This window comes from Streptomyces herbicida (assembly GCF_032656585.1).
In the GTDB taxonomy this organism is placed as follows: domain Bacteria; phylum Actinomycetota; class Actinomycetes; order Streptomycetales; family Streptomycetaceae; genus Streptomyces; species Streptomyces herbicida.
In genome coordinates this window covers 52728-76757 of the sequence record NZ_JAUYWJ010000015.1, presented here as the reverse complement: position 1 = coordinate 76757, position 24030 = coordinate 52728, and the positions used below count along the sequence as shown (strand labels likewise).

The 24030-nt window shown below is 71.6% G+C and carries 24 protein-coding genes, 2 tRNA genes and 1 pseudogene; 13 read left to right on the top strand and 14 right to left on the bottom strand.

Annotated elements, in window-relative coordinates; genetic code table 11:
• Nucleotides 1–210 precede the first annotated feature (210 nt).
• From Q8A52_RS29445 to Q8A52_RS29410, 8 genes are all read left to right on the top strand, one after another.
• Nucleotides 211–522: a hypothetical protein gene (locus Q8A52_RS29445; RefSeq protein ID WP_316756851.1), complete on the top strand. Its 312-nt coding sequence runs from the start codon at nucleotides 211–213 to the stop codon at nucleotides 520–522.
• A 174-nt stretch (nucleotides 523–696) separates the two neighbouring features.
• Entirely contained in the window at nucleotides 697–1860 is a 1164-nt protein-coding gene (locus Q8A52_RS29440) for an acyl-CoA dehydrogenase family protein (RefSeq protein ID WP_316756850.1), read from the top strand.
• A complete protein-coding gene (locus Q8A52_RS29435) occupies nucleotides 1857–2780 on the top strand; it encodes a bifunctional MaoC family dehydratase N-terminal/OB-fold nucleic acid binding domain-containing protein (protein ID WP_316756849.1) in 924 nt (307 codons plus the stop codon). The genes Q8A52_RS29440 and Q8A52_RS29435 overlap by 4 nt, the downstream gene beginning before the upstream one ends.
• A gap of 1 nt (nucleotide 2781) precedes the next feature.
• Nucleotides 2782–3807, top strand: coding sequence for an acyl-CoA dehydrogenase family protein (locus tag Q8A52_RS29430; protein WP_316756848.1), 1026 nt, complete (start codon nucleotides 2782–2784; stop codon nucleotides 3805–3807).
• Nucleotides 3808–3820: 13 nt separating this feature from the next.
• Nucleotides 3821–4219, top strand: coding sequence for a MaoC family dehydratase (locus Q8A52_RS29425; protein ID WP_316757228.1), 399 nt, complete (start codon nucleotides 3821–3823; stop codon nucleotides 4217–4219).
• A complete protein-coding gene (locus Q8A52_RS29420; RefSeq protein ID WP_316756847.1) occupies nucleotides 4216–5382 on the top strand; it encodes a lipid-transfer protein in 1167 nt (388 codons plus the stop codon). Before Q8A52_RS29425 ends, Q8A52_RS29420 begins: the two co-directional genes overlap by 4 nt.
• 147 nt (nucleotides 5383–5529) lie before the next feature.
• Nucleotides 5530–6123, top strand: a complete 594-nt coding sequence (locus tag Q8A52_RS29415; protein ID WP_316756846.1) for a SigE family RNA polymerase sigma factor — start codon at nucleotides 5530–5532, stop codon at nucleotides 6121–6123.
• 100 nt (nucleotides 6124–6223) lie between these two features.
• Complete coding sequence (locus Q8A52_RS29410; protein WP_316756845.1) at nucleotides 6224–7900, top strand: long-chain fatty acid--CoA ligase; 1677 nt, start codon at nucleotides 6224–6226, stop codon at nucleotides 7898–7900.
• A 392-nt stretch (nucleotides 7901–8292) separates the two neighbouring features.
• On the opposite strand, the gene Q8A52_RS29400 is transcribed toward Q8A52_RS29410, so the two are convergent.
• The gene (locus Q8A52_RS29400; RefSeq protein ID WP_316756844.1) at nucleotides 8293–12501 is read right to left on the bottom strand and encodes a hybrid sensor histidine kinase/response regulator; all 4209 of its coding nucleotides are present in this window, start codon (nucleotides 12499–12501) and stop codon (nucleotides 8293–8295) included.
• Nucleotides 12502–12746: 245 nt separating this feature from the next.
• Nucleotides 12747–13217 carry an SSI family serine proteinase inhibitor gene (locus Q8A52_RS29395; RefSeq protein WP_316756843.1) on the bottom strand — a complete coding sequence of 157 codons (471 nt, stop codon included), beginning with the start codon at nucleotides 13215–13217 and terminating at the stop codon, nucleotides 12747–12749.
• Nucleotides 13218–13424: 207 nt separating this feature from the next.
• Between Q8A52_RS29395 and Q8A52_RS29390 the strand changes: the two genes are divergently transcribed.
• The 4 genes from Q8A52_RS29390 to Q8A52_RS29375 all read left to right on the top strand — a co-directional run bounded on the left by Q8A52_RS29390 (nucleotide 13425) and on the right by Q8A52_RS29375 (nucleotide 16661).
• Nucleotides 13425–13515, top strand: a tRNA-Ser gene (locus Q8A52_RS29390).
• A 189-nt stretch (nucleotides 13516–13704) separates the two neighbouring features.
• Nucleotides 13705–13777, top strand: a tRNA-Arg gene (locus tag Q8A52_RS29385).
• Between the two features lie 1115 nt (nucleotides 13778–14892).
• The gene (locus Q8A52_RS29380; protein WP_316756842.1) at nucleotides 14893–16290 is read left to right on the top strand and encodes an FAD-binding oxidoreductase; all 1398 of its coding nucleotides are present in this window, start codon (nucleotides 14893–14895) and stop codon (nucleotides 16288–16290) included.
• A 77-nt stretch (nucleotides 16291–16367) separates the two neighbouring features.
• The gene (locus tag Q8A52_RS29375; RefSeq protein WP_316756841.1) at nucleotides 16368–16661 is read left to right on the top strand and encodes a DUF4865 family protein; all 294 of its coding nucleotides are present in this window, start codon (nucleotides 16368–16370) and stop codon (nucleotides 16659–16661) included.
• A gap of 249 nt (nucleotides 16662–16910) precedes the next feature.
• On the opposite strand, the gene Q8A52_RS29370 is transcribed toward Q8A52_RS29375, so the two are convergent.
• The 12 genes and pseudogenes from Q8A52_RS29370 to Q8A52_RS29315 form a co-directional block, all read right to left on the bottom strand.
• Entirely contained in the window at nucleotides 16911–17198 is a 288-nt protein-coding gene (locus Q8A52_RS29370; protein WP_316756840.1) for an SCO5918 family protein, read from the bottom strand.
• A gap of 78 nt (nucleotides 17199–17276) precedes the next feature.
• Entirely contained in the window at nucleotides 17277–17684 is a 408-nt protein-coding gene (locus Q8A52_RS29365; RefSeq protein ID WP_316756839.1) for a CBS domain-containing protein, read from the bottom strand.
• Nucleotides 17685–17764: 80 nt separating this feature from the next.
• Nucleotides 17765–19249, bottom strand: a complete 1485-nt coding sequence (locus tag Q8A52_RS29360) for a DEAD/DEAH box helicase (RefSeq protein WP_316756837.1) — start codon at nucleotides 19247–19249, stop codon at nucleotides 17765–17767.
• A 243-nt stretch (nucleotides 19250–19492) separates the two neighbouring features.
• The gene (locus Q8A52_RS29355) at nucleotides 19493–19696 is read right to left on the bottom strand and encodes a cold-shock protein (protein ID WP_030736617.1); all 204 of its coding nucleotides are present in this window, start codon (nucleotides 19694–19696) and stop codon (nucleotides 19493–19495) included.
• Nucleotides 19697–19925: 229 nt separating this feature from the next.
• The gene (locus Q8A52_RS29350) at nucleotides 19926–20264 is read right to left on the bottom strand and encodes a MerR family transcriptional regulator (protein WP_316756834.1); all 339 of its coding nucleotides are present in this window, start codon (nucleotides 20262–20264) and stop codon (nucleotides 19926–19928) included.
• Nucleotides 20265–20478: 214 nt separating this feature from the next.
• Nucleotides 20479–20895, bottom strand: a complete 417-nt coding sequence (locus tag Q8A52_RS29345) for a DUF5994 family protein (RefSeq protein ID WP_316757227.1) — start codon at nucleotides 20893–20895, stop codon at nucleotides 20479–20481.
• A 66-nt stretch (nucleotides 20896–20961) separates the two neighbouring features.
• Nucleotides 20962–21195: pseudogene (locus Q8A52_RS29340) on the bottom strand (DUF5994 family protein); the annotation flags it as partial.
• A 130-nt stretch (nucleotides 21196–21325) separates the two neighbouring features.
• Entirely contained in the window at nucleotides 21326–21769 is a 444-nt protein-coding gene (locus Q8A52_RS29335; RefSeq protein WP_316756832.1) for an STAS domain-containing protein, read from the bottom strand.
• A 71-nt stretch (nucleotides 21770–21840) separates the two neighbouring features.
• Nucleotides 21841–22335 carry a DUF5994 family protein gene (locus Q8A52_RS29330; protein WP_316756830.1) on the bottom strand — a complete coding sequence of 165 codons (495 nt, stop codon included), beginning with the start codon at nucleotides 22333–22335 and terminating at the stop codon, nucleotides 21841–21843.
• Between the two features lie 132 nt (nucleotides 22336–22467).
• Nucleotides 22468–22641, bottom strand: coding sequence for a hypothetical protein (locus Q8A52_RS29325; protein WP_316756828.1), 174 nt, complete (start codon nucleotides 22639–22641; stop codon nucleotides 22468–22470).
• Entirely contained in the window at nucleotides 22638–22898 is a 261-nt protein-coding gene (locus tag Q8A52_RS29320) for a hypothetical protein (protein WP_316756826.1), read from the bottom strand. The genes Q8A52_RS29325 and Q8A52_RS29320 overlap by 4 nt, the downstream gene beginning before the upstream one ends.
• A gap of 227 nt (nucleotides 22899–23125) precedes the next feature.
• Nucleotides 23126–23323 carry a hypothetical protein gene (locus Q8A52_RS29315; RefSeq protein WP_316756825.1) on the bottom strand — a complete coding sequence of 66 codons (198 nt, stop codon included), beginning with the start codon at nucleotides 23321–23323 and terminating at the stop codon, nucleotides 23126–23128.
• On the opposite strand from Q8A52_RS29315, the gene Q8A52_RS29310 reads away from it, so the two are divergent.
• Nucleotides 23322–23996 (top strand): hypothetical protein, encoded by a 675-nt coding sequence (locus tag Q8A52_RS29310; RefSeq protein WP_316756824.1) that lies wholly within the window; start codon nucleotides 23322–23324, stop codon nucleotides 23994–23996. The genes Q8A52_RS29315 and Q8A52_RS29310 overlap by 2 nt on opposite strands.
• Nucleotides 23997–24030 lie beyond the last annotated feature (34 nt).

Sequence of the window (24030 nt, the reverse complement as noted above, 5' to 3'; positions counted from 1 at the left end):
TAAAGGTGGTGAAAGGGGTTTATCGACATGTCATCACGCTTGAGGGCGAATCAGGGCATCCAGGGTGGTTCGCCGGGGATCCGCTGGGCAACTCTGGACTCGCGACGTCGTGCACAACCACCGGGGCGGTCGGCCAACTTCCCTGGTAGAAGCCGTACTTGACGTACTCGCGGCCAGTGGTCGAGGGTACTCCGTTCTGGAGGAACAGACATGGCAAGCATCCGTACCGCCCGTGTTCTCGCCGCCGTCTCCGCGCTTCCGCTCGCAGCCGCCCTCTTCACCGGCGTCGCTGCCGCGGACAACGGCGGCTTCGCGGCCGACGGATCGAACGCGGGCGTGGCGAGCATCGTCGGCAGCGGGGTCGGCCATAACAACAGCGGGAACTCGTCCACCACACAGCAGAACGCGGCCGGCACCGGCGCCTCGAACCAGAGCAATACCGCGCAGGTCAACCGCTCCGCGTTCACAGCCATCAACCAGGGCAACGAGAACGTCCTGATCCACTTCACCAAGCTGTGGTGAGCCGCGTCTGAAGTCCCTTGTGGGGTGTGCTTTTCGGGGTCGTCATGCGCCTGTGCGGCGGTGCTTCGGTACCGCCGCACAGGCGTTTTCGCGCTCCTGACCGACCTTGACACCCGAAGGTATCTGACGGACAGTCAGGAACCGTCATTCGTACGAGGTCGGGAGGCCCCCGCCGTGCACCTCGCCCCCACCGAGCGCCAGCAGCGGCTGCGCGCCGAACTCCGTGCGTACTTCCGGGACCTGATGCCCGATGGGCCCCTTGACGTGGACGAGCAGCGAGCGCTGCGGCGCCGCATCGGCGCCGACGGCCTGCTCGGGCTCGGCTGGCCGGTCGAGCACGGCGGTCAGGGCCGCGGCGCCGACGAGCAGTTCGTGTTCTTCGACGAGGCCCACCGTGCGGGCGCCCCCGTCTCGATGGTCACCCTGAACACGGTCGGGCCCACGCTGATGAAGTACGGGAGCGAGCAGCAGAAGGCCTGTTTCCTGCCCGGGATCCTGCGCGGCGAGCTCGTCTTCGCGATCGGCTACAGCGAGCCGTCCGCCGGCACCGACCTGGCGTCGCTGCGGACGCGGGCCGTGCGCGAGGGCGATAGCTGGGTGGTGGACGGTCAGAAGATCTTCACGTCGGGCGCCCAGCACGCCGACTGGATCTGGCTCGCCTGCCGCACCGACCCCGAGGCGGCCAAGCACCGCGGCATCTCGATCCTCCTCGTCCCCACCGACGCCCCCGGGTTCTCCTGGACGCCGATCGAGACGGTGGGCGGGCAGACGACCGCGGCGACCTACTACGACGGGGTCCGGGTCCCCGCCGGGAACCTCGTCGGCACCGAGAACGACGGCTGGTCGCTCATCACCAACCAGCTCAACCACGAGCGGGTCGCCCTCGCGGCCATCGGTATGCAGGCCGAGGACCTCCACGCGGCCGTGCTCCGTGCCGCCCGCAGCCCGGATCCGGTGACCGGAAGGCGCCGGATCGACGAGCCGTGGGTGCGTGCGCAGCTGGCCGAGGCACATGCCCGGCTGGCGGCCACGCGCCTGCTCAACTGGCGCCTGGTGGGCGATGTCGGCGCGGGACGCCCGGCGCCAGGCGACGCCAGCGGAGTGAAGGTCGCGGGCACCGAATCGACGATCGCGGTGTACCGCAGCTGCCAGCACGTCCTCGGGACGGACGGGCTGGCGGGTCTGGTGCGTTCGGGCTCGCCGGGCGCGTTCGGGGGCGGCGGGATCGAGCGGCTGAACAGGGCGGCGCAGATCAACACGTTCGGGGGCGGGGTGAGCGAGGTGCAGCGGGAGATCGTCGCGACGATGCGGCTCGGGATGACGAGGGGGCGGCGGTGAGCGACGGGCCGGACGAGCTGTACGCACGGCTCAAGGAGTACGAGGGGCGGGCGGCCGCGGTCGCCTGCGGGGGCAAGGACCCGGTCAACGTGCCGATGATCCGGCACTGGTGCGAGGCGATGGGCGACACCAACCCGGCCTACGAGGGGCCGGACGCCGTCGCCCCGCCCACCATGCTCCAGGCGTGGACGATGGGCGGACTCTCCGGCCACGAGGGGCGCACGCCCGCGTTCGACGAGCTGATGACCCTCCTCGACGACGCGGGCTGCGTCTCGATCGTCGCCACCGACTCCGAACAGGAGTATCTGCGGCCCCTGCGGCCCGGGGACGAGGTCACGTTCGACACGGTGATCGAGACGGTGTCGGAGCGGAAGACGACGAAGCTCGGCACGGGGTACTTCATCACGACCCGCATGGACGTGCGGGTCGGCGCGGAACTCGCGGGCACGCACCGCTTCCGCGTCCTCAAATACGCCCCGTCGCGCCGGAAACAGCAGACCCCGCGAGCCCGGCGCCCCCGCCCGGTGGTCAACCGGGACAACGCCGGCTTCTGGGAGGGCGTCGCGCGGCACCGGCTGCTCATCCAGCGCTGCGCCGGCTGCGGCACGCTGCGCCACCCCTGGCTGCCGGGCTGCAACACCTGCGGCTGCCTGGACTGGGACACGGTCGAGGCGAGCGGCGAGGGCACGGTCCATTCGTACGTCGTGATGCACCACCCGCCGTTCCCGGCCTTCGACCCTCCCTATGCGGTCGGGCTGATCGAGCTCGCGGAGGGCGTGCGGATGATCAGCAACGTGGTGGGGGTGCCGTACGACAAGGTCCGCATCGGCCTGCCGGTCCGGGTGGAGTTCCGGACCTACGAGGACGAGGAGGGCGCACTGGTTCTGCCGGTGTTCCGGGTCACCGAGGGCGAGGCCTGACATGGACTTCACACCCACGGAGGAACAGGCCGAGGCCCGCGACCTGGCCGCCCGGATCTTCGGCGACCTCGCGACGCACGAACGGCTCGAAGCCACCGGCACCGGCAGCGACCCGGAGCTGTGGAAGGCACTGTGCGGGGCGGGCCTGGTGAGCGCGGTGGCGGAACTGGGCCTGCTCGGGCTGGTGCTGCTCCTGGAGGAACAGGGCCGTACGACGGCCCAGGTGCCGTATGCGGCGAGCTGTGTCCACGGGCTGCTCGCCATCACCGCCCACGGCACCCCCGAGCAACGGGAGCGGCTGCTGCCGGGCATCGGGGACGGTTCCGTGGTGGTGAGCGGGGCGCTTCCGGCGCAGGGAGGGGTACGGGCCGCGGCTCGGGGCGAGTTGACCGGGACCGTCCCCGTCGTCCCCTGGCTGCGGGACGCCACGCACGTCCTCGTCGCCGATGCCGCCCGGCGGCTGTGGCTGACCCCCCTCGCGGAGGGCACCACGGTGACTCCGGTCGAGCTGACCGCACCCTGGTCGGCAGGACGTCTCGCACTCGACGGCGCGCCCGCGGAACGACTCGGCGACGATGACGCCTACGCCGACCTCCTCGCCACCGCCCGCACCGCCTTCGCCGGGCTGCAGGCGGGGGTGTGCGCGGGTTCGCTCGCGCGGGCCGTGGCGCATGTGAACGGCCGGGAGCAGTTCGGCCGTCCGCTCGCCACCCGACAGGCGGTCCAACTGCGCGCCGCCGACGCGTACATGGACACCGAGGCGATACGGGTGACGGCGTACGAGGCCGCCTGGCGGCGCGACATGGGGCTCCCCTACGCCACGCACGCGCTGACCGCCGCCTGGTGGGCCTCCGAGGCGGGGCAGCGGGTCGTGCACACGGGCCAGCATCTGCACGGCGGTGCGGGTGCCGACCTAGGTCATCCGGTGCACCGGCACTTCCTGTGGGGGCGGCAACTGGACGCCTATCTGGGATGTGGGGGCGAAGTGCTCCAGGAGCTGGGGGAGTTGATCGCGAGTGCGGAGTGAGGGCATGACGGTGCTGACGGCGGGCGCGGAGCTGCCGCCACTGGAGATCCCGGTCACGCGGACACTGATCGTGGCCGGCGCGATCGCGTCCCGCGACTACCAGGACGTCCACCACGACGCCGAGCTGGCCCGGCAGAAGGGCTCCCCGGACGTCTTCATGAACATCCTGACGACGAACGGCCTGGTCGGCAGGTACATCACGGACCACTTCGGTCCGACGGCCGTGCTCCGCAAGGTCGCCATCCGGCTGGGGGCGCCCAACTACCCGGGGGACACCATGGTGTTGACCGGCCGGATCGAGGAGGTGGACGGCGACACCGCCACCGTCCGGGTGACCGGCTCCAATGGCATCGGCAGACATGTGACGGGCACGGTGACCGTGACCGTACCGGTGGGCGGTGGCGCCCGATGAGCGTACGCAACCGGGACGCGCTCGGCGGACGCGCGGCGATCGTGGGCATCGGCGCCACCGAGTTCTCCAAGAACTCGGGGCGCAGCGAGCTGCGGCTGGCGGTGGAGGCGGTGCGGGCCGCGCTCGACGACGCGGGGCTGACGCCCGGCGACGTGGACGGTCTCGTGACGTTCACGATGGACACCAGCCCGGAGATCACCGTGGCCCAGGCCTGCGGGATGGGTGAGCTGTCCTTCTTCTCCCGGGTCCACTACGGCGGTGGGGCGGCCTGCGCGACCGTCCAGCAGGCGGCTCTCGCGGTGGCGACGGGCGTGGCGGAGGTGGTGGTCTGCTACCGCGCGTTCAACGAGCGGTCGGGGCGGAGATTCGGCTCGGGCGTGCAGCAGCGGGAGCCGTCGGCGGAGGGCGTGGCGCTCGGCTGGGCGCTGCCGTTCGGACTGCTCACCCCGGCGTCCTGGGTGGCCATGGCGGCACAGCGCTATCTGCACACCCACGGGCTGACCCCGGAGGCGTTCGGGCAGGTGGCCGTCGTGGACCGCAAGTACGCGGCGACCAATCCGGCGGCGTACTTCCACGGCCGTCCGATCACGCTCGCCGACCACGCGGCCTCGCGCTGGATCGTGGAGCCGCTCAGACTGCTGGACTGCTGTCAGGAGACGGACGGTGGGCAGGCGCTCGTCGTCACCTCCGTGGAGCGGGCCCGCGACCTGCCCCGCCCGCCCGCGGTCGTCGCGGCCGCCGCGCAGGGGGCCGGCCGAGCCCAGGAGCAGATGACCGGCTTCTACCGCGACGACCTGACCGGTCTGCCGGAGATGGGGGTGGTGGCCCGGCAGCTGTGGCGCACCTCCGGGCTGGCCCCGGCCGACATCGACGTGGGGATCCTCTACGACCACTTCACCCCGTTCGTGCTGATGCAGCTGGAGGAGTTCGGGTTCTGCGGCAGGGGCGAGGCGGCGGACTTCGTCGCCGGGGAGCGGCTGCCGCTCAACACGCATGGGGGACAGCTCGGGGAGGCCTACCTCCACGGTATGAACGGGGTGGCGGAGGGGGTACGCCAATTGCGGGGCACGGCGGTGAACCGGATACCGGGGGCGGACCGGGTCCTGGTGACAGCGGGGACGGGGGTGCCCACCTCGGGGCTGATCCTCGCCGCGGACGACTGAGCCCTCAGGGGTAATCCCGTAGTAGCGGTCGCCCGGCAGTCCACCTTCAGGAGGTGTAGCCGACCCCACTCCTACAACCTGAGGGGGACTCTGCTTCGGGACCTGGGACCGATCCGCCGTGCGGGGGGTCGCTCATAGCGTGGAGCCATGACCACACCCGTCTGCACCAGCGCTTCGGACGCCGCCACATCGGTGAGGCAGACCCTCCCCCCGTCCCGGCTCCGCTCGACCGTGGGGACCCCCGCGTACCCGTCGTTCGCGTCGTATGTGAGGGCCCGCCAGCCGGTGCTGCTGCGTACCGCGCGGTCGCTGACCGCGAACCCGAGCGACGCGGAGGACCTGCTGCAGACCGCGCTCACCAAGACCTATGTCGCCTGGGAGCGGATCGAGGACCACCGGGCGCTCGACGGCTATGTACGCCGGGCGCTGCTGAACACGCGGACCTCGCAGTGGCGCAAGCGCAAGGTCGACGAGTTCGTGTGCGAGGAACTGCCCGAGCCGGAGCCCGTGCACGGCGGGGACGACCCGGCGGAGCGGCAGGCGCTGCACGACGCGATGTGGCGGGCGATCGGGAAGCTGCCGGCCCGGCAGCGGGCGATGGTCGTCCTGCGGTACTACGAGGACCTGAGCGAGGCCCAGACGGCCGAGGTGCTCGGGGTGTCGGTGGGGACCGTGAAGTCGGCGGTGTCGCGGGCGCTCGGAAAGCTGCGCGAGGACCCGGAGCTCGACCTGGTGCGATAGGCGCGCGCGGCCCTCCGAAGTTCGCGAGTTTGCCTGTCCCTAGTGACATACCGCGCGGTATGTGCGCAGAATCAGCGCAGCCCTTACCACCGCGTAGGCAATGTCGCCCCGGGAGGACGCCGTGCTGAGCACCATGCAGGACGTACCGCTGACCGTCACCCGCATCCTTGTGCACGGTGTGCTGGTGCACGGACAGTCCCAGATCACCACCTGGACCGGGGAGGGCGAGCCGCAGCGGCGCAGCTTCGCCGAGGCGGGCACCCGCGCGGTGCAGCTCGCGAACGCCCTGCGCGACGACCTCGGCATCCGGGGCGACGACCGGGTCGCCACGCTGATGTGGAACAACGCCGAGCACGTCGAGGCGTACTTCGCGATCCCCTCCATGGGCGCGGTGCTGCACACGCTCAACCTCCGTCTGCCCGCCGAGCAGCTGGCCTGGATCGTCAACCACGCCGCCGACCGCGTGATCATCGTCAACGGCTCGCTGATCCCGCTGCTCGCCCCGCTGCTGCCGAGGCTGACGAGCGTCGAGCACATCGTCGTCTCCGGCCCCGGCGACCGCTCCCCGCTCGCCGGCGCCGCTGCTCAGGTGCACGAGTACGAGGAGCTGATCGCGGACAAGCCGAAGACGTTCGACTGGCCGGAGCTCGACGAACGCCAGGCCGCCGCGATGTGCTACACCTCCGGCACCACCGGCGACCCCAAGGGCGTGGTCTACAGCCACCGTTCGATCTATCTGCACTCCATGCAGGTCAACATGACCGAGTCCATGGGGCTGACCGACCAGGACACCTCGCTCGTCGTGGTGCCCCAGTTCCACGTCAACGCCTGGGGCCTGCCGCACGCCACCTTCATGACCGGCGTCAACATGCTGATGCCGGACCGCTTCCTGCAGCCGGCCCCGCTCGCCGAGATGATCGAGAGCGAGAAGCCGACCCACGCGGCCGCCGTCCCCACCATCTGGCAGGGCCTGCTCGCCGAGCTGAACGCCAAGCCCCGGGACGTCTCCTCGCTCACCCAGGTCACCATCGGCGGCTCGGCCTGTCCGCCCTCCCTGATGAAGGCCTTCGACGAGCTCGGCATGCGGGTCTGCCACGCGTGGGGCATGACGGAGACCTCCCCGCTGGGCACCGTGGCCCGCCCGCCGGCCCACGCGGTCGGCACGGAGGACGAGTTCGCCTACCGCCTCACCCAGGGCCGCTTCCCGGCCGGCGTCGAGGCCCGCCTCACCGGCCCCGGCGGCGAGCGCCTGCCCTGGGACGGCGAGTCGGCCGGCGAGCTGGAGGTGCGCGGCCCGTGGATCGCGGGCGCCTACTACAACGGCCCCGACGCCGAACCGCTGCGCCCCGCCGACAAGTTCAGCGAGGACGGCTGGCTGAAGACGGGCGACGTCGGCGTCATCAGCCCCGACGGCTTCCTCACCCTCACCGACCGCGCCAAGGACGTCATCAAGTCCGGCGGCGAGTGGATCTCCTCGGTCGACCTGGAGAACGCCCTGATGTCCCACCCGGACGTCGCCGAGGCGGCCGTGGTCGCCGTCCCCGACGACAAGTGGGGCGAGCGCCCGCTGGCCACGGTCGTCCTGAGGGAGGGCTCCAGCACCGACTTCGCGACCCTGCGCACCTTCCTCGCCGAGGAGGCGAAGATCGCCAGGTGGCAGCTCCCGGAGCGCTGGACGGTCATCGAGGCGGTGCCGAAGACGAGCGTGGGCAAGTTCGACAAGAAGGTGCTGCGCCGTCGGTACGCGGACGGGGAGCTGGACATCACCAGGCTCTGAGCGACACGGGTCCGCTCCGGGCGGGATGCCCCACGGCACTCCACCCGGCGCGGGTCCGCGTCACCGCCGTACCGACGTCGTCACCCGCTCGAGCGTCAGCCACACCCCCGCCACCGCGCGGTCGCCGCGCTCACGGACGGCCAGGCCCGGGGCGTCATCACCGACGCGACTCCGCCGGGCGACCTGCTGATCCCGCTGGTCGCCCGCTGAGCGCTCCGCTGGAAGTGCCGCGATGTGCCGCCGGTCGTCCGGGGGTCCGTCGAACGGGTCCGTCGTGGCTGGTCCCGCCCCGCGGCAGAGCCGCTTGTCGATGGAGCCCCGCGCCCCTTCGGGGCGCTGCCGAACCGGACCGCACTTCGCCGGATCCGCTCAGTACGGGTCCTGGGCGGGTCCTAGTTGGTGCCGATGCGGGCGAGCAGGTCGACGATGCGGCTCTGCACCTCGGTGCTGGTCGACCGCTCCGCCAGGAACAGCACCGTCTCACCGGAGGCCAGCCGCGGCAGGTCGGCCTGGTCGACGGCCGCGGTGTAGACGACGAGCGGGGTGCGGTCGAGCTGCCCGTTCGCGCGCAGCCAGTCCACGATCCCGGCCTGGCGCCGGTGCACCTGCATCAGGTCCATCACGACCAGGTTCGGCCTGAGCTGCCCGGCCAGCGTCACCGCGTCGGCATCGCTCGCCGCCCGCGCGACCTGCATCCCGCGCCGCTCCAGCGTCGAGGTAAGCGCCAGCGCGATCTCCGCGTGCTCCTCGATGAGCAGGACCCGCGGCGGGTGCTGCTCACTGTCCCGCGGGGCGAGCGCCTTCAGCAGCACGGCGGGATCGGCGCCGTACGCCGCCTCGCGCGTCGCCTGCCCGAGCCCGGCCGTCACCAGCACCGGCACCTGCGCCGCCACGGCGGCCTGCCGCAGCGACTGCAGCGCGGTACGCGTGATCGGCCCGGTCAGCGGGTCCACGAACAGCGCGGCCGGGAACGCGGCGATCTGCGCGTCGACCTCCTCGCGGGAGTGCACGATCACGGGACGGTAGCCGCGGTCGCTGAGCGCCTGCTGGGTGGTGACGTCCGGCGCGGGCCACACCAGCAACCGCCTCGGGTTGTCCAGCGGCTCCGGCGGTAGCTCGTCGTCCATCGGCTGCGGGCGCGGCGGATCCGCGACCTCGATCGCGCCACCCGGCCCGTCCAGCGGTTCGGGACCCTCCGCGGCGTTCTCGTCCGGGGCGCCTATGGCGTACGACCGTCCGGCGCCCTCGGTGGCCGGGGCGAGCCGGGACTGTCCGGCGAGGGACTGTCCGGCCAGGGACGGCTGCACGGGCGGCTGCTCGGCCGGCGGGTGCGGACGGGCTCCTTGCTCCTGGCGCTGCTCCTGGCGCTGCTCCTGGCGCGCGGCCGGGTCGGGCGGTGTGCCCAGTTTGCGGCGGCGGCCGGAGCCGCCCGGCGTCTGCGGGGGCGGGGTGGCCGTCGGCTGCTGCACCTGCGCCGCCTGCCGGCTGAACGGCACGCCCTGCCCCAGGGTCCGCACGCTGATCGCCCGTCCCTGCGTCGAGTTCGGGTCGACGGGGGCGGCCGCCTCGGCGGGCAACGGCTGGGCGGCACGCTGCTGCGCGGCGGGGTGCTCCGGCGGGAGCGGGGTGCCCGCGCCGGGGGTGTCGGTGCCGTTCGGAGACAAGGCGGCGGTATTGATCGGTGTGCCCGGGGCCGGGGTCGCCCGGGCGGCGGGGGCCACGGGTGCCGCGGGGGTCTGACCGGTGACGCCCTGGGGCGCAACCGCCTGTCCGGGGGCGGCCGGGGTACCGCCCGCCGCCGCGGGGAGCGGCTGGGCGCCGGTGGGCTGCCCGGGCGCCTGGTCCGCCACCGCGGCCGCCTGCGGCGGAATCGGCTGCCCGGGGGCCACCGGCACGGCCTGGGCGGCGGGGCCGGCCTGGACCGTGGTCGCACCCCCGGCCGTGCTCTGCGCCGGAACCGCCTGCGCCGGAACACCCTGCGCCGGAACACCCTGGGCCGGCACGCCCTGCGCGGGCGTCCCGGAAGCGTCGGCCGGCTGGGCCACGGCCCGTCGGCGGCGGCCCGTCGGTGCGCTGGTGGGGTGCGGCTGGGGCGGCGTGTGGTCCTCGGCCTGGTCGTGCGGTACGGCGTCGTGCCGCCCGTCGTCGCCCGGGGCACTGCCCGGAACGGCGACCGCGGCGCCCTCGCCCGGCACCGGAGCCTGCCCCTGGGCCGGGACCGGGACCGGGACGGGCGCCTGCCCGTCCGCGCCGCCGGCCATGGGCACGGGCGCGGGCTCGGACCCGGGCGAACGGTCGGCCGCGGCCGGCGGCAGTGCGAAGACCGTACGGGCACCCGCCTCCTGCGCGGCGGCACGCTCCGCCGCGGCGGCCAGGGCACGACGGCGGCGCCCGGTGGGCTGGGCACCGTCGGCCGGGACCGGTTCCGCTCCGGCCTCCGGGGCAGCGGAGGGCGCGGGCAGCGCGGGCGGCAGGGCCTGCGCCTCCCCGGCGTCGCGCCGGGCGCGCCGTCCGGTGGGCACGGGCACGCCCTGCGGCGGTACGGTGCCGCCGAGTCCGCTGCCCACGGCGGCCGTTCCCGCCGCGTGCTCGGCCGCCGTCACGACGGCACCCTCGGCCACGTCCTCGCCCTGGTCACCGGCGGCATCGCCGGCCGGCCGGCCGCGCCGTCGCCCGGTGCCGCCGGAGACCTCCGCGGCCTCGGCCGCGATCTGCTCCGGCTCGTCGGCCGCGCGCCTCCTGCGCCGCCCGGTCGGTGCGGGCGCATCCGCCGTGGGGGCGCCGGACCCGTCGGGAACCTCGCTCTCCAGGAAGGCGTCCACCGAGGACCGCCGGGCCCGCCGCCTACCTCCGCCGGAGGTCTGCTCGCTCGGGGCGCCCGCCTCGGAGCCACCGTCCTCGGCAGCCGTGAGGGCGGGAGCCGGAGCCGCGACGGCCCCGGCGCCGCCGCCGAGCGGCACCTCGAGGACGTAGGCGCTGCCGCTCATGCCCGGTACCTCGTGCGTCTGCAGCACACCCCCGTGCGCCCGCACGATCCCGCGCACGATCGGCTCGTGCACCGGGTCTCCCCCGGCGTACGGCCCGCGCACTTCGATGCGTACGACCTCGCCGCGCTGCGCGGCGGCCACGACGACCGTGTTGTCCATGTAACCGCCCGCCGACACGGGTGCGTTGCCGGTCGCGTCGACACCGGCCACGTCCGCGACGAGATGCGCGAGCGCGGTGGCGAGCCGCTGCGGGTCGACCTCCGCCTCGATGGGCGGCGCGTGCACGGCGAACTGCACCCGCCCCGGACCGATCAGGTCGACGGCTCCTTCGACACCGGCGGCGACGACGGCGTCGAGCATCACCTTCGTACGGGTGATGTCCTCCGTGCCCGCGTCCAGCCGCTGGTAGCCGAGGACGTTGTCGATGAGCTGGGTGATGCGCGAGTAGCCGGCGGACAGGTGGTGGAGCACCTGGTTGGCCTCGGGCCACAGCTGGCCGGCGTCGTCCGCGGCCAGGGCGGCCAGCTCACGGCGCAGTTCGTCCAGCGGCCCGCGCAGCGAGCGCGCGAGCAGCGTCAGCAGCTGCTCCTGCCGCCCGGCCAGGGCCTCGAAGCGGTCCTTCTCCCGCTCGGCCAGCGCGGCGTACCGCTCCTCGCCGGCCGCGAGCTCCTCCGCGTGCTGCTCGCGCAGCCCCTCGAGCTCGGTCACATGCTTCTGGCGCAGCGCGGTGAGGTCGGAGGCGTGCTCCTCGGAGAGCCGCTCCAGCTCCTCGGCGTGCGTCTTCTCCTGCGCCGCCTTCTCGGTGACCAGGGTGTCGTAGGGCCGCCGGTCGGCGAAGGTCATCACGGCGCCGACGAGCTGGTCGCCGTCGCGCACCGGCGCGGTCGTGAGGTCGACCGACACCTTGTCGCCGCTCTTCGCGTACAGCACCTGCCCGCGCACCCGGTGCTTGCGTCCGGAGCGCAGGGTGTCGGCGAGCGGGGACTCCTCGTACGGGAAGGGCGAGCCGTCGGGGCGGGAGTGCAGGACGAGGGCGTGCAGTTCCTTGCCGCCGAGTTCGCCGGCCCGGTAACCCAGTATCTGGGCGGCGGCCGGGTTGACGAGGACGATCCGCCCGTCGGTGTCCGTGCCGACGACGCCCTCGGACGCGGCCCGCAGGATCATCTCGGTCTGCCGCTGCGAACGGGCGAGCTCGGCCTCGGTGTCGACGGTCCCGGACAGGTCGCGTACGACGAGCATCAGCAGCTCGTCGCCGGTGTAGCCGTAACCGTCGTACGCCTGCTGTCCGTTCTCCAGGTTCGCGCTGGTGACCTCGACCGGGAACTCGGTGCCGTCGGTCCGCCGGGCGATCATCCGGGTGGGCTTGGTCCGCCCGCGCGGGTCCATGTGGTCGGGCCGCCTCATCGAGCCCGGGATCAGCTTGGAGTCGAACTGGGGCAGCAGATCCAGCAGCCCGCGCCCGACCAGCGCCGTACCCGGAGTCTCGAACGCCTCCAGGGCGATCGTGTTCGCGTTGACGACCGTCCCATTGGCGTTGACCAGTACCAACGCGTCGGGAAGCGCGTCGAGTATGGCTGCGAGGCGAGCAGCGCCTCGGGATGGCCTGCTGCTCACGAGACGCTTCCTCCCTGTTACCGCATCTAGCCGACCGCTCGGGCCATCTTGCCAACCGGCCCGCAACGTGTCACGCGAGGGAGTCTAAGGGCAGCGATTGCGTTAGCGACGCCGGATGAGAGGGAGGTCGCACGAGGAAGTGAGGGGGAACGTGTGACCACGTGCTTCGGCTGCATAAGACCTTCGCGGGACTTTTACGGGACCGGGGATTCCGTCATGAAACGACTTTGAACGCCGGGGGACTCCTACGAACGAATGTCCGGCAGGAGCGGCACCATCCGGTTCCACCGCGCGATCTCGCAGCCGTTGCTGCGGTCGTACGTCGCGTCGACCGGGCGTCCGGCCCAGGTCCCGGTGACATGGGCGGTGGCCGGGCCGCCGTAGAGCATCGTGCAGACGCTGCCCGGTGCCACCGGCGCGAAGGCCTCGCGGCCCCACCGGGTGTTCCGGTCCACGGCCCGGCACGCGCCGCCCAGGTCCGGGTGGCTGCCGACGGCGGGATGGCAGGACAGCACGTACGTCCCGTTCCGGCCGGCGCCCGCGTGCCGGACGGTGACGGTCAGATGGTCGCCGGGTCCGGCCGTCCGGTCCTCGGCCCGAATGGGCGGGGGCGCGGAGACGGACGCGGCGGACAGGGCCGCGGCGGGGCCGGCGGCGCAGAGCGCGGTGACGGCGGTGGCGGCGGTGACGGCGGTGGCGGAGGCCGCGGACGTCATGGACGCCAGGACGGCTCGGGAGAAGACCGGCAACATGCCCTGATCAACGCCCGTGGTCCCCGGACGTTGCGCACCCGCCCCGCCGGGGAGAAGGGCTTTGCCCTGTGGCCCGAGTGCCTAGTACCGTGGGGGGCGATTGGTGACAGCACGCTCGACTGTGTCATCATCTGCACGCACCACTCACGCGCTCGCGTGGGAGGTTGTGCTGGAGGCGTCGCCTAGTCCGGTCTATGGCGCCGCACTGCTAATGCGGTTTGGGCCTTAAAGCCCATCGAGGGTTCAAATCCCTCCGCCTCCGCGCTCGATCACCGAAGCCCCGGTCCCTGCGGACCGGGGCTTCGGCGTTCCTGGTGATTCTGGCTTTTTCGCAGGTCACAAGGGGTGCGGCTAACGGATTTCACATGACGGCGGCAGTCATGTAATGTTCTTCCTGTCGCCGCGAGCGGGCCGGAAGGGCCGGGAGCGGGGGCAGGAAAACAAAAAACAAGCACTCGTAGCTTAACGGATAGAGCATCTGACTACGGATCAGAAGGTTGCAGGTTCGAATCCTGCCGAGTGCGCAGCATGCCAGAGGCCCTGTGGAGTGATCCGCAGGGCCTCTGGTCTTTGCCTTGACGGCAGTTTTTGACGGCAACCGCGTTCGGGAGTGGGCTCAGTGCCTGGGCGTTGCCCGGTTGAAGTGCCACAGTGCAACGATCAAGGCAATCGGATAGGCGGCCGCCGACCACGGCTGAGGCACCCAGTGCTGTGCTCCTACCACCAAAGCGGCGAGAGCGATCCAGCCGAACAACAACCATGGCCGTTTGACCACTCCGCCGCAGACCGCGCCCAATCGGCTCCCCAAGCTCTGCCTGCCCGCAGGCTCATCCGACGGCGCTGACCCCATGGCGGGACCCTAACCACTCGCAGTACGCGCCGCCAGCACGCTTTCCATGATCCGCCGGACAGTGCCCTTGGATGGCTACGAGGGCACCGTCCGGGCCGTCGTCATCGTCCGGCCCGTTGCCGTCACCCCTCAGCGCATCGCCGACGCGGTCGAAGGCGGAGCTGGGAGTCGAGCCGGACGAAGAGCCCTGTCCCGCCCCTTCCAGTTCGCGCCGGCCCTTTTCCGGTCGGCGATCTGCTGGGCACGCTGAGCACGGAGTGCGGTCACGTGCTCACGTGGCGGGGGGACGCGGCGGGCCGAGTGCTGCGGCATCGCTCATGCCGGCTCGGCGAAGCAGCGACTGCCGAACCTCTGATCACCGGATGCTCTGCGGCGCTCTGGAGCCTGCGTCGGCGGTGGCCTCGGAAGCGAGTGCCGAGCCATCTCGGAGAGTGCGACGAGCAGTTGGCCCCACACGGGCAAGAGCCCGTAGCCCGGGCCTTCGAGGCGCGGCCACGGGAACTCCTCCAGCAGTCAGCGGACCGCTTCGTCCATGACCAGGTACAGCAGACCCACCGAGGCCCCGACCGCTCGGCTTGCGCTGACCGTCGCGCCTGAACCGAGGCGTCGTACGGGCCCCGGCGGTCAATGTGCGGGACGTGGCGGGCAGGCGGACAATATTGGTGGGGTCTTACCCTGCCGGTCTTCGTCACAGGCGCACACGGATCCGCGTTTCACGCCCCGCAGCCCGCCCGGATGTCGCGCTCGCGTCCGTCTACGCGCCGCGCGCGTGAACAGGGGTGTTCGACTATGGGCGGTATCAACGGACCGGCTCTTGAGAGTCTGCGTGGGGCGCTGCGGGGGCCCGTCCTCGCTCCGGGAGACCCTGGCTACGACGAGGCCCGCGGCATCTACAACGCCATGATCGACCGGCGTCCGGCGGCGATTGCCGGATGCGTCGACGTGGCGGACGTGAGGACCGTGCTCTCCTTCTCCCAGGACACCGGAGCGGAGCTGGCGGTGCGCGGCGGCGGACACAGCGGTCCGGGGTTGTGCCTGGTCGATGACGCGCTGACGCTTGACCTGACGCCGATGCGCTGGGTGGACGTCGACCGGGAGACGAGGACCGCGCGGGTGGGCGGCGGAAGCCAGTTGGGCGACCTCGACCACGCGACCCACACCTTCGGCCTGGCCACACCGGCCGGGATCGTGTCGACCACGGGAGTCGGCGGTCTCACCCTCGGCGGCGGGCACGGGCATCTGACCCGTAGGTACGGCCTGACCATCGACAACCTGCTGTCCGCCGACGTGGTCCTCGCCGACGGCACGTTCGTCACCGCGTCGGAGAACGACCACCCGGACCTGTTGTGGGCTCTGCGGGGTGGCGGCGGCAACTTCGGCGTGGTCACGTCGTTCACGTTCCGGTTGCACCCCGTGGACACCGTCGGCGTCGCGGTGACCGTCTGGCCTGTCGACCGCACCCGCGAAGTGCTCCAGTGGTATCGGGAGTTCCTGCCCGCCGCGCCCCAGGAGCTCACCGGTTTCTTCGCCCTGCTGACCGTACCGCCCGGGCCGCCCTTCCCCGAGCCGATCCACGGCCGGAGGGTGTGCGGCGTGGTGTGGTGCTACACAGGCGACCTGGACGGGGACCGCCTGGAGAAGACGCTGACCGTCGTGAACACGCCCGGGCCGCCGGCATTCCACTTCACCACCCCCATGCCCTACCCCGACCTGCAGCGCATGTTCGACGAGCTGCTGCCGAAGGGACTGCAGTGGTACTGGCGCGGCGACTTCTTCGACGCCATCCCCGACGACGCCGTCGCCGTACACGAGCAGTACGGCCAGAACCTCCCCACCGGCCTGTCCACGATGCACCTGTACCCGGTCGACGGGGCCACCCGCCGTGTCGACGCCGGCGACACGGCCTGGGCCTACCGGCATGCCACGTGGTCAGGCGTCATCGCGGGCATCGACCCCGAGCCCGCCAACGCCGGCCTGATCCGCCAGTGGTGCGTCGACTACTGGAGCGACCTGCACCCCTACTCCATGGGCGGCGCCTACATCAACTTCCTCGGCGAGGAGGAGAGCGCCGACCGGGTCCGGGGTACGTACCGCGACCACTACGACCGGCTCGCCGCGATCAAGCACACTTACGACCCCGACAACTTCTTCCACGCCAACCAGAACATCCCACCCGCTGCTTCGTGAGCGGCGTTCGCGGGTTGCTGCGCAGCATCTGAGGCTGAGGTGAATTTGTCCTTACTCATACGGCGGAGGGAGCACTCATGATCGGTGTCACGGTTACTTTCTCCTACCCCGGCGACTTCGATCGCTCACGGATTGTCAGGGTTGCCGAAAATGCGCGTGGCATGTTCGAAGGAATGCCAGGCCTGCGGTTCAAGTTCTTCACCTTCGATGAGAAGCGGCAGCAGGCGGTAAACTTCTACGTCTGGGAATCGAAAGAAGAGGCAGAGCGGTTCTTCTCTGAGGAATTGCGCGGGCGAGTAACGGACCTGTACGGCGTGGAGCCGGCCATAGAGTTCGTGGACATCGCCGAGATCGTCGACAATTCGGATTGATTGGGTCCGGGCTGTGGGGGCGGCGAGTGTTGTGTCATGGAAGCGGACCTTTCGGAGTCCGGTGCGAGCGCACAGTGCCTCGAAGGACCGGTTCGGATCGCGCGGCTCGATGGGGTCCCGTTCTTCGTGGCGAGGACGAGGCCATGGCCCGATCCCTTCCAGTTCGCGCCGGCCCTCTCACCGGCCGGGTGCCACATCCTCGGTCTTCCGACCGAAACGACGCATGACCTGTCGTTGCCCCGGATAGCGTCACCAACCGAGCGCATCCTCGTCGGCTCGCGCGTCTCGGGCCGGCATGACCGGGCGCGCGTCGTGGCAGGTGAAGCCGAGGCGGGTCAGTGCCCGGCGCATCTCACCCGTCGTGAAGTCCCGGCGGTTCTGCCTCGTGATCACTTCCCCGACCTGCATCACGGGGTAGACCCGGCGGTCGATGGTCACGGACACGCCGGTGACGGGCTCGGGCGTGGTGCCACTCATCGACTGCTCGACCTCGATCTTGGTCAGGTCGAAGGGGTAACGGGCGATGACACAGCGCATGGATGCCTCCACAGGGGTGGGGAAGAACGCCGAAGGCGGCGACCGCGTGACGGCGGCCGGACGATGGTCGGACGGCGGTCAGGGCATGAGAGCGAGGACGCCCAGGGCGTAGCCGTGTTCGTCGATCACGGGGGACACGTCCAGGGTCCGGTCCCGCATGGCGGCTTCCGCCTCGCCGAGTGCGGCCATGGACGAGGTGAACGGTCCGCGGTCGAGCGGGATGTCCCGCAGCCGGGTCCGGTCGCTGTACCACGAGCCGCCGCGGTGCGCGGCGAGCTGGGCCCGGGTGACCAGGCCCGTGCACCGCCCGTCCGCGTCCTGCAGGAGCAGGTGCGGGACGCGCGCACCGATGAGCACGGACAGGGCCACATCGACGGCCATGTGGTCGTCGACCTGCGGCCCGGGGGCGTGCATGGCGTCGCGGGCCGTCAGACCGGTGCCGTCGGCGCTGTTGGTCTGCCGTGTTCGGGACGGAATCGGCGTCAAGGGCTTCTCCTCTTCGTCGGGGCGGGCAGGCCCGGGCGACGGCTCGTCCCGACCGCGGGGAGCGCATTCCCGTGCTTGGGCTATGGGTTGTTCCTCGGGGCAGGCCGACGGGCTCGGTCGGCGGCCCGGCCGCTCTCGCCACGGCCGACGGCCCGGCCCCCGCGCTTCCGGTCGGCAGATCCCTTGCCCTCGCGTCGTCCGTCGACCGATGCGGCGAGGGTGACAGGCACGCCGGACGGGGTCCGGGCGCCGGTGATGCGATGCAGTTCCGCCTCGCCCGGGCGGATCCGGACGGTACTCGGAGCGATGCCGGCATCGGCCATCAGGCGGTCCACCGCGCGCCGCTGGTGCGGCAGGACAAGGGTGACGACGGTGCCGGACTCGCCGGCGCGTGCCGTACGGCCGCCGCGGTGGAGGTAGTCCTTGTGGTCGCCGGGAGGGTCGACGTTCACGACGAGGTCGAGGCCCGCGATGTGGATTCCGCGGGCGGCGACGTTGGTGGCCACCAGGACCGTGACCTGACCGGTCTTGAACTGGGTGAGCGTCCGGTTGCGCTCCGTCTGGGACTTGCCGCCGTGCAGGGCCGAGGCACGCACCCCGACGGACAGCAGGTGGTCGGCCAGCCGGTCCACCGCGTGCTTGGTGTCCCGGAACATCAGCACCCGTCCGTCGCGAGCGGCGATCTCGGTCGCGGCGGTGTCTTTGTCGGCGTCGCGCACGTGCAGCAGATGGTGCTCCATGGTGGTGACCGCTCCCGCAGGCGGGTCGACCGAGTGCACGACGGGGTCGTGGAGGTAGTGGCGCACCAGGAGGTCGATGTTGCGGTCCAAAGTGGCCGAGAACAGCAACCGCTGGCCACGGGACGGGACTTGGTCGAGCAGCGCGGTCACCTGGGGCATGAAGCCCATGTCGGCCATCTGGTCGGCCTCGTCCAGGACGGTGACGGCGACCTGTTCCAGCCGGCAGCCCCGCCTCTCGATGAGGTCCATGAGACGCCCGGGCGTCGCGACGACGACCTCGGCGCCGCCGCGCAGCGCACTCACCTGACGGCCCATCGACATGCCGCCCACCACGGTGGCGAGTCGCAGTCGCATGGCGCGGGCATAGGGGGTGAGCGCGTCGGTGACTTGCTGGGCCAGTTCCCGGGTTGGTACGAGCACGAGGGCGAGCGGCTGCCGGGGCTGCGCCCGCTGCCCGTCCAGGCGGGCCAGCACCGGCAGACCGAAGGCGAGCGTCTTGCCCGAGCCCGTACGGCCCCGGCCCAGGACGTCCCGGCCGGCCAGTGCGTTCGGCAGCGTGGCCGCCTGGATCGGGAAGGGCACGGTCAAGCCCTCGGCGCCGAGCGCGGCCAGCAGCCGTGCGGGCATGTCCAGTTCGCCGAACGCTTCGACCGCCGGCAGAGGCTCGGTGTGGGTGACCGGCAGGGCGAACTCCTGTCGGCGCGGGGCGGGGCGTGCGCCCGGGCCGCTCTTTCGCCCGGTGCCCGGACGGGGAGCCTGGCGGCCCGTCCCCTGCGTACGCAGGCGGCTGCCAGGCATGCCGCCGGTGCGACGGGTGCGGTTCATGGAGGAACCTTCCTCGATGCGGCGTATCGAGGAATTCCGTCCAGTGGCGACGACCGCAAGAGGATTCGCAAGAATGAGCCGAAAAAATAAGAAGAGCCGGGTCTCGTGGCGCTGAGGCGGGGCGGCCGGCTGTCCGGGAATCCGGAAAGTGAGAAAAACAATGAGCTGGGGCCCGCACCCCAAGAGCGCGGGCCCCAGCCACATGATGCGCGAACCACTGGCTCGCGACGATTCGCGTCAGTGTCAGGCGGGAACGATGTTCTCGGCCTGCGGGCCCTTCTGGCCCTGCGTGACGTCGAAGGTAACCTTCTGGCCTTCCTGAAGCTCGCGGAAGCCGGTGGTGGCGATGTTCGAGTAGTGGGCGAACACGTCAGCGCCGCCGCCGTCCTGCTCGATGAAGCCGAAGCCCTTTTCCGCGTTGAACCACTTCACGGTGCCAGATGCCATATTGAATCTCCCTTTGGGGGCAGTGCCGGACTCCGCACTTTGCGGAGTCGAGTCGCCGCGATGATCACCCCTCCGGAAAGATCCGGAAAGCTCTGCAAAGAAAAATCTCTGGCAACCAAAACTGCAACTGCTATCACGTTAACACAGCTCACGCGGAACCGGCACCGTATTTTCGGGATCGTCCCGTAATTATCGTATCGCTGTGGTCCGTATTTCTGTACCGGCGAGACTAGGTATCCGCGCCGTGCTCGTCCAGCTTCCGGCGTATTTCCCGGTTCAGGTGGAGGGCGTCGTCGAGCTGGTTCTCAAGAGAGATGATGCGGCACGCGGCCTCGATGGGGGTGCCCTGGTCGACCAGCTCACGGGCGCGGGCGGCGATACGCAACTGGCGGCGTGAGTACCGGCGGTGGCCGCCTTCCGAACGCAGGGGAGTGATCAGCCCGGCTTCGCCTATGGCCCGGAGGAAGGCGGGGCTGGTGCCGAGAACGTCGGCGGCCCGCCCCATGGTGTAGGCGGGATAGTCGTCATCGTCGAGGTTGCCGGGGACAGGGGCGTTCTCAGCGGGCATAGCACCTTCGTTTCGGGGGCGCGGCTAGGGACCCGGGTGCGCGTGGCAGCCGTGCTCCGCAGGAGGCAGCACCATTTGTCTCGTTGTCTTGCGCGACAACCCTAACTCCGGCAGGCATGGACATGTGGCCTCGCCGTGACAGATTTCCCTCCGCGCACAGCCCTGCGATTCGCCGTCCGTCGTCGCCGGCCACCGAGGAAGGCGCTGCCGTCAGTCAGCTCGCGAAGTGGCCCTGCTCCGGTGTCAGCCCGGCGGCGGACATGAGTGATTCGGTGGCCCGCTCGGTCGCCTCCGGTGGCACGACCAGCAGGTCCCGGCGCCCATGGCCGGGGGCCATCAGGACGATGGTGGTCGGCGCGTGCGCCGTGGTGGTCCTGCGCAGCCGTACGACCTGGTTGCAGACGAGCATGCGGCCCGGTGCCCCGGTCCACAGTGCGCCGTTCACCAGGACACTGACGATCTGGCCCCAGGCACGCGGCAGGCCGGAGAGCAGTTGCGGGAGTTCCGCCGGGAGTTCGAGGGTGCGCGGCCACCAGGCCCCGTCGATACGGCGTGGCATGGTGCTCTCGGGCGCGAGGTACAGGCGGAGGAGGGGCGGGGCTGGTTGCGGGGGCCGTAGTCCGTTGTTCATGAGGCGTCCTGTCGAGTGGGTCGGCGCGGTTCGTCGTCCTCGGCCGGAAGGCGTTCCTCGGCGGTCAGGAGTGCGCTCGCGGTGAGACGAAGGGACGGTGACCTGCCTGACGCGACCTCGCCTCGTATCGAAGACCTCGGCAAGCGCAGGGAGCTCGACTGCGAGGTCGTCGGAGCGCGGCCGGCGGGCGCCGTATCCGGGGCCGGGCGGGAAGGCCGGCGGGCGCAGGGCGAGCCGTGCGGGAAGCGAAGGCGTGGGGGGCCGGCTGGACCGAGCGGGCTTTTCACCGGGCACGTTCATGCCGCGTCCCCTGTCCCCGGGCGGTGATCCGGTGCCGTGTCGCGCCGGGAACGACGCCGACGCGGGAGGTGACGTACGGGGGACTCCCGGTTCCTCCAGGGAACCCCGTCGGCTCGGCCGCCCGGCGCGGTCACCTGCGCCGACCGGGTGGCTCCGGTCGCCATCGGGGCGGGTCCGGCCGAGTCCTCGGACGTGTGCTGACCCGGTCCGGTGCGTCGGCGTCGGCCGTTCGTCCCTCCCAGGCGTCCTGCGCGCTGGCATAACGGGGGAAGCGGTCGAGGAGACCGGTGCAGCGGAAGACCAGGTCGGTCGTGTGGTTGTCGTGGACGATGCGTATCCAGCCGTCCCGGGCACGACAGTCGGACCACGCCTCGCACAGTGGTGGCAGGATGCCGCAGTCGGTGAAGGTCACCTCGCTCAGATCCACGATGAGGAGAAGTCGTCCGGGGCGGGCGGCGCGGGCTTCGGCCAGTGCGCGTACGAGTGGCGCCACGGTCTGCGCGTCCAGCTCGCCGTGTGCGCGGACGATGCGGCACTCCTCGAACAGCGCGGGCTTTTCGTCTTGAGTGGTCAACGGCTCGCGAGACGAGGGTGGTTGAGGTCGGCCGGCAGCCCCGTCCGTGGGCGCCCAAAGGGCCGCCTGCCTCATTCCAGCTCCCCTGTCGTGCCCCCGAGGCAACTGGTCTCGGCGAGCGCCAGCATCCGCGAGGCGGTCAGCGGGTTCTCGGGGTCGGCCGCGGCGGCCAGCAGCCGGGCGGCTGTTCCGGCGGGCTCCTCGGGCGGGACGACCAGGAGCGCCCAGCGTCCCACGGTGCCGCAGTCCAGAGTGATGACGTGTGTGTCGCTTCCGGGTCCGGTCGGCTCCACGGTGATCACCCGGCCGGGCGCCATGACCGTGTGCGGGACGTCGGGCCATTCGGCGGGGTCCACGGTGACTCGTACCGTAGTGCCCGCTGCCGGCTCCAACGAGCCCACGAGCGAGGGCAGTTCGAGTTCCAGCGCGTCGCAGCGCGGCCACCAGGCTCCGTCCAGCGGGCCATGGCTGACGTCCGGGGTGAGGGTCAGGCGCGGCGGGGGCATGCGGTACGTGTGCGGGTCGTCCGCGGACGCGCCTTCCGCCGGCGTTCTGCTGGGTTCCATCGTGCGGTCCCGTCCCGGGAGTCTGGGACGACTGCCCGTTTCGTCGATCGCCGGGAACGGCACCGCCGGTCGCGCTGCGCGAAATGCTCTCGGTGTGGTCAGGCTACTCCCAGTCGGGGACAAGCGGGCGGGTCAGTCGTCCGCCTGTGTCTTGTCTGCCTCCTCCTGCTCCTCCTGCTTCTCCTGTTCCTCCTTCTGCGCGGTCCGGTCCACGCTGATCAGGCCCTCGTCGGCGAGATGGGCGCAGGCGGCGAAGAGGTCCTCGTCGGGCAGCCCTCGGGGCGGTGGCCTTACGGCCCGGGTCACACCTCGTCGGCGTGCGTCTGGTCCTGGCCTGTCGATTCGCTGGTCGCCAGCCAGGACCGTGCGGGTTCCGCGGCGTGTGCGGTGTCGAGGGTGAGATGGAGCCGGGTTCCTCCTCCGCGGCCGACGGGGTAGCTGCGCTGTTCGTTCGAGGCGAAGCAGCGCCGGAGCACTTCAGCGACGCGACGGGCTACCTCCGGCGTCGCGGCGACGATGCGGACCTCGGCGTGGCCCTCGGAGGGCAAGGGCTCGTGATCCATACGGACCTCCTGGCAGGCGACGGGCACGAAGCGGTCGCTGCCCGGCAGGCCGGGCGACGGCGCGGGTGCGACGTGTTTCCACGGCGGGCCCTTTTTGAAGGGTATGCCGGGTGAGGGCGGTCGTGCGTGCCACGGCCGACCGGGGGTCCGGCCGCCGGCCGGCTGCCGGACCCCCGTGGCCGATCGGAGCGGGCCTGGGCCGGCCTGTGCCGGAAAGCAGCGAACACTTACGGAAGGCCGGTGCCCTTCTCGGCGTCGGCTGCCGCAGTCGTCGGCGACCGCGGTGCCACCGCGGCGGGCCCGGCCGGGAGTACGGTGGAGACACCGAGGGCATGCCGCGTACCGGCTCCGACACCGGTGCCGCTCTCGGCGACCGACGACGCCGGGGCGGCTTTCGCCCGTGCCCGGGGCAGGGTTCGCGCCATGACCGCGCACACGATTCTCCCGACGACCTCGGACCTCCCCGCGCCCCGACCCGCACCGGGCAGGTCGCGCACGCCGGGCCGAGCGAAGCGGGAGCAGGGATCCTCGCCCCAGGAGGGAGAACGTCTCCGCCCGCTGACACGTTGCCAGGTCGAGGACCGCCTGCAGGAGCTGGGCGACCTGTATGCGGAGGTCTCCGGTGGCGGCCCATGGGCGTGGAACCAGGCGCGTACCGTCTTTCTGCGGCATCTCGCGGCCGACACGCGACGGCCGGGGTTCTTGCTGCTGATCGCGGAGACCACCGCTTTGACCGGATGCGCCTACGGCTTCCCCGCGGGCAGCGCCGGTCCGTGGTGGGAGGGCTTCGACGGCCATCTTCCGGGGAATCTGCTCAGCCGCGCCGCCTCCGGGAGGCTCTTCGTCGTCTCCGAGATCGTCGTCCCGCCCCGCGTGCGCCGGGAGTACCAGGACCGTGCCTGGAACCTCGCCCGGCGCCTGCAGCGGCGACTGCTCGCCGACCGCGGCGCCGTGCTCGGCGTCACGCTGGTGGATTCCGGGGACGACGGGACCGTTGAGGCGCTGGGGTCCTGGGGGTGGCGAAGCGCCGGAGACGACGCCCTTACGGCTTTGCCGACCAGCCCGTTCCGCGTTCTGGTGCTGGCTCCGGAGACGTGAGCACCCCTGTCATCCATCACGCCTCGGCCCCGGC